The sequence below is a fragment of the Methanobrevibacter sp. genome (assembly GCF_045541095.1).
Classification (GTDB): Archaea; Methanobacteriota; Methanobacteria; order Methanobacteriales; family Methanobacteriaceae; genus Methanocatella.
Genome location: NZ_JAZQIJ010000144.1, coordinates 1 through 4,043 on the forward strand (window position 1 = coordinate 1; position 4,043 = coordinate 4,043).

Annotated in this window: 5 protein-coding genes; 3 read left to right on the forward strand and 2 right to left on the reverse strand. The window is 38.1% G+C overall.

What is annotated here, in order from left to right; genetic code table 11:
• Nucleotides 1–239 precede the first annotated feature (239 nt).
• Nucleotides 240–689 carry a ribosomal protein S18-alanine N-acetyltransferase gene (gene rimI, locus ACKI2P_RS06160; protein WP_407375989.1) on the forward strand — a complete coding sequence of 150 codons (450 nt, stop codon included), beginning with the start codon at nucleotides 240–242 and terminating at the stop codon, nucleotides 687–689.
• Here rimI and ACKI2P_RS06165 read toward each other — a convergent pair.
• A complete protein-coding gene (locus ACKI2P_RS06165; RefSeq protein WP_407375991.1) occupies nucleotides 660–1,181 on the reverse strand; it encodes a double zinc ribbon domain-containing protein in 522 nt (173 codons plus the stop codon). The two genes, rimI and ACKI2P_RS06165, sit on opposite strands and share 30 nt — an antisense overlap.
• A gap of 107 nt (nucleotides 1,182–1,288) precedes the next feature.
• On the opposite strand from ACKI2P_RS06165, the gene ACKI2P_RS06170 reads away from it, so the two are divergent.
• Together ACKI2P_RS06170 and prf1 are read left to right on the forward strand one after the other, a co-directional pair.
• Nucleotides 1,289–2,251, forward strand: coding sequence for a hypothetical protein (locus ACKI2P_RS06170; protein ID WP_407375993.1), 963 nt, complete (start codon nucleotides 1,289–1,291; stop codon nucleotides 2,249–2,251).
• Nucleotides 2,252–2,329: 78 nt separating this feature from the next.
• Nucleotides 2,330–3,574: a peptide chain release factor aRF-1 gene (gene prf1, locus ACKI2P_RS06175; RefSeq protein ID WP_407375995.1), complete on the forward strand. Its 1,245-nt coding sequence runs from the start codon at nucleotides 2,330–2,332 to the stop codon at nucleotides 3,572–3,574.
• Between the two features lie 41 nt (nucleotides 3,575–3,615).
• Here prf1 and ACKI2P_RS06180 read toward each other — a convergent pair whose 3' ends face one another.
• Entirely contained in the window at nucleotides 3,616–3,801 is a 186-nt protein-coding gene (locus tag ACKI2P_RS06180) for a hypothetical protein (RefSeq protein WP_407375997.1), read from the reverse strand.
• Nucleotides 3,802–4,043 lie beyond the last annotated feature (242 nt).

Genomic DNA, 4,043 nt, shown 5'->3' on the forward strand with positions numbered 1-4,043 from the left:
CAAGTTTAAAAAAGCAAAACATTAACATTTTTGTCTGAACCCATGGGACGAGGGAGATAGCCTAGGATAATATCAAATAACCAACGATATATAATAAAAAACCTAGGAATCCTCAACTTCAATAAGTTGAGGTAGTTCAAGCCGAGTCAATCGATTTGATGTCATTTCATTGGCAATTATTAGTGTGGGAAAAATTTTCAAAAGCATTAAATATTTTGTGTTTTATAATTTATCTTTGTATGATTATTCGAAAGTTCACTCCCGATGATTTAAAAAGGGTTCATGAAATAGAAAGCATGTCATTCGACCAGTCCTACGGCATTGACGTATTTCAGGGTCTTTATGAAATGGGAGTAGGTTTTCTGGTGGCCGAACTGGATGGATATGTAATAGGATACGTAATATTTTGGATAAAGTATGAAAATCAGGGCCACATAATATCAATCGCCGTCGACAGAAACTATCGCCGTTTGGGAGCAGGTACCAAACTTCTGGTAAAGGCCATCGCTATTTTATCGCTTTTAAAACTGGATGTCGTATATCTTGAGGTTAGAAAGTCAAATACCGAAGCTCTTGAATTTTACAAACAGTTCAATTTCAAACAGGACAGGATAGTGCCAGGATATTATGAAACGGGTGAGGATGCGGTTTTACTCTACCTAAGGCTTGATGGTAGAAAAATTGCCTAAAATCATCTGTCTGTAGTTTGTAAACACTTCAGGAGGAATGTTTCCTGTAGCATACAGAACTGCAATCAGCACAATATAGAATACGAATATGGCAAGCTGGATGTGACCGTGCTTTCTTGCAACGGGATCCTTTCTGGTTGAAAGATATATTGCAATTATAAGGCCCAATATGCCTCCGAGAATTGAAAAGAGATAACCTAATAATATCAGGAGCCTGCTTGTGTGAGGCTCTGCCGGCTGGTTTACTCTCTCTATAACGATAGGACCTATAACGGTTTCATTACTTTGCGGCGCTTGGTTTTGCGGGTTTTTAAAGACGAGTGGTGTTCCACATTTGACACAAAAATCAGCTTCATCTGGATTCTGAAATCCACATAACGGACAGGTGTGTTTGGAAATTTCAATTTTTGGAAACTCATGACCGCACTTGATACAAAATCCGTAAATGTCATCTGTTGTTGAACCGCATTGTGGGCATCTTCTCATAACCATATTAATCACTTATTTAATTAATTATTATATTGTATTATTAAAATTTTTTGTTTTGTTAAAAATCTCAGATAATTTTATGTAGTTCGGTTAAGATATTATTAATATTTATGATTGAAAAAATAGAGATTACCCAGAGATTCAATTTCAAGCGTCTCAACCGCCATTACGAGTGTTTCACGATTGATTTTTCAAACAATTCCGCCTACTATAAAATTTCCGAAAGGGGTAGCGGAGACAAGTTTTTAACTGAAAGTGAGCTCTGCGACGGGTCATGGTGTGATATTTTATCTGATTTGCGCCGCAGGATGACAAGCGAGATTCATCGTTTCAGTTCTGAGGAAGCATTGACTTTTCTTGATGAATTTCACGCTCTTGATTTGTTTGGGGATTTTGAAGGGGAGGATTTCAGATACTTCGAAAAGATTGAACTGGTCTACTCCTGCATTGTCATAATCTATTCGACTGACGGATATGCCGAGTACAGCTTCAAGAACAACTTCCCGAAAAACTGGATCCGTTTCGGTGAAATTCTTCACGATTTTTTCGGCTTTGACGTCCTGCATTTGAACTACCAAAGCCAGCTTGCAACGCCGCTTTATTTTGATATTGAAACCGATGGAGTCTATTTCGATGGGGAAAAACTTGCCCTGAAAGCTCTTGAATTTGGCCACTACCGCGCATATCCCTATGACGTTCCAAAGCCACGTCTCATGGTGAATTTCAAAGACTGCACGGTGAGGGGATATCTTGACTGCGAACTTGATGAGGAGCTTCTTCTGGATTTGCTTGGCCGTTACCATGTCTACATGTGGATTTTCGATGCCTATCATAAAAAATCGGATGTCCGTGACCCAGATGACCTTGAAGGATATGACTGGTATCTGGAGATGGTATTTGAAGGCGACGTCATCTGGCATATCTTCGGATACAACGACTATCCCGACACCTATGTCCATCTTGGCCGGGAGGTAATCAATATTACAGGCATGGATTTGCTTGAGATTGCAACGATTTCAGGTGATGATTTAAATTTATTTGAAAAATTTGGAAGTGAAATTCTTTCAAAATAACTGTTTTTTCATTAATTATTTATATTTAAAGAAATAAAATTATTACTATTATATTAATTTAATTTTTATAGGGATAACATGGCTGAAGTATCATCAAAAGAATTATATGAATTTAAAAAAGCATTAAAAGAATTGGCTGGTAAAAAAGGCAGAGGTACAGAGCTTGTTTCCGTTTACATTCCACCTGACAAACAATTGAGTGATGTTGGAAAACACATGAGAGACGAATTGGGTCAGAGTGCAAACATCAAGAGTAAACAGACAAGGAAAAACGTACAGTCTGCCATTGAAGTAATCCTTCAACGTATACGCTTATACAAACAACCTCCTGAAAACGGTCTTGTCATGTTTGTGGGAATGATTCCGAAAGGCGGTCCTGGAACCGAAAAGATGGAAACCTACGTTTTGGAACCTCCTGAACCTGTACCTACCTACTGGTACAAGTGTAACAACGAATTCTTCCTCGAACCTCTCGAATACATGATTGAGGAAAGGGATACCTACGGTGTGGCTGTAATCGACAGAAGGGAAGCCACAATTGCATCCATGAAAGGTAAAAAAATCAATATCCTGACTCACATTACAAGTGGTGTGCCTGGAAAGCACAAGGCAGGGGGACAATCCCAGAGAAGGTTTGACCGTGTAATCGAACAGGCAGCACACGAGTTTTTAAAACGTATCGGAGATCACATGAACGATGACTTTCTGCCTTTGAAAGATGACCTTAAAGGAATTATCATCGGCGGACCTGGTTTTACAAAAAACGACTTTGCAGAAGGGGATTACCTCAACTACGAACTCAAGCAAAAAATCATTTCCCTTGAGGATACCTCATATACTGGGGATTTCGGAATCCGTGAAGTGATTGAAAAGTCTGCAGGTGTTTTAAGCGATCTGGACGTTATCCATGAAAAGGAAATAGTTCAAAAGTTCCTCAAGGAATTGACCAACGACAAGGGTTTGTCTTCATATGGTGAGGATGAGGTAAGAAACAATCTGACAATCGGTGCTGTAGATACCTTGCTTTTGTCTGAAGATTTGACTTCAATGCGCAAGACATTTACCTGTCCGACCTGCGGAACAGTCAAGGAATTCACAGTCAAGACACAGGCCGAAGCCGACAAGATTCAGGAAAGATGCTCCAACTGCAATGAGCTTTTAAAGGAAAGCGATTCTGCAGACCTGGCAGATTACTTTGTTGAAAAGGCTGAAGAAATGAGTACTGATGTGGAGTTCATCTCTACCGAAACCGATGAGGGCATGCAGCTTTTCAGAGCTTTCGGTGGAATTGCAGCAATACTCCGTTATCATGTTGAATACTGATTTGGAATCATTTTTCCAAATTTCTCTTTTTTTAATGGCGATTATTTATAGTATGCACCCAATCCCTCTTCATGTCTTATCTGATTGATAAGTTCGAAAAACAGGTGTTTTGTGATTTTAACTTCTTCATTCAGTTCCATATATAGCGAATACATTGTCCTGTTTTTGCTTAGGTAGCTGTTTTTCAGCTTCATGTATTGGGTTTTGGTCAGTTTATCAGAGTTCATAATATCACATTTTATTATTTTGTATACTGATTTTTAAAATTCACTATACGATATAAGTTACTTTATTAATTATTGCATATAAAGTTATATGCTTTTTGAAAATGTATATAATTTTGTTTAATTATTAAGTGATATTTTTGCTTTTGTTTTAAATTTGGATGGTGTCCTGCCGGATTTTTTAAACATTCATGTTTTTTTACCCTCGGAATTTTTATGGTGGCAACCATTTTCCGATTTGTACA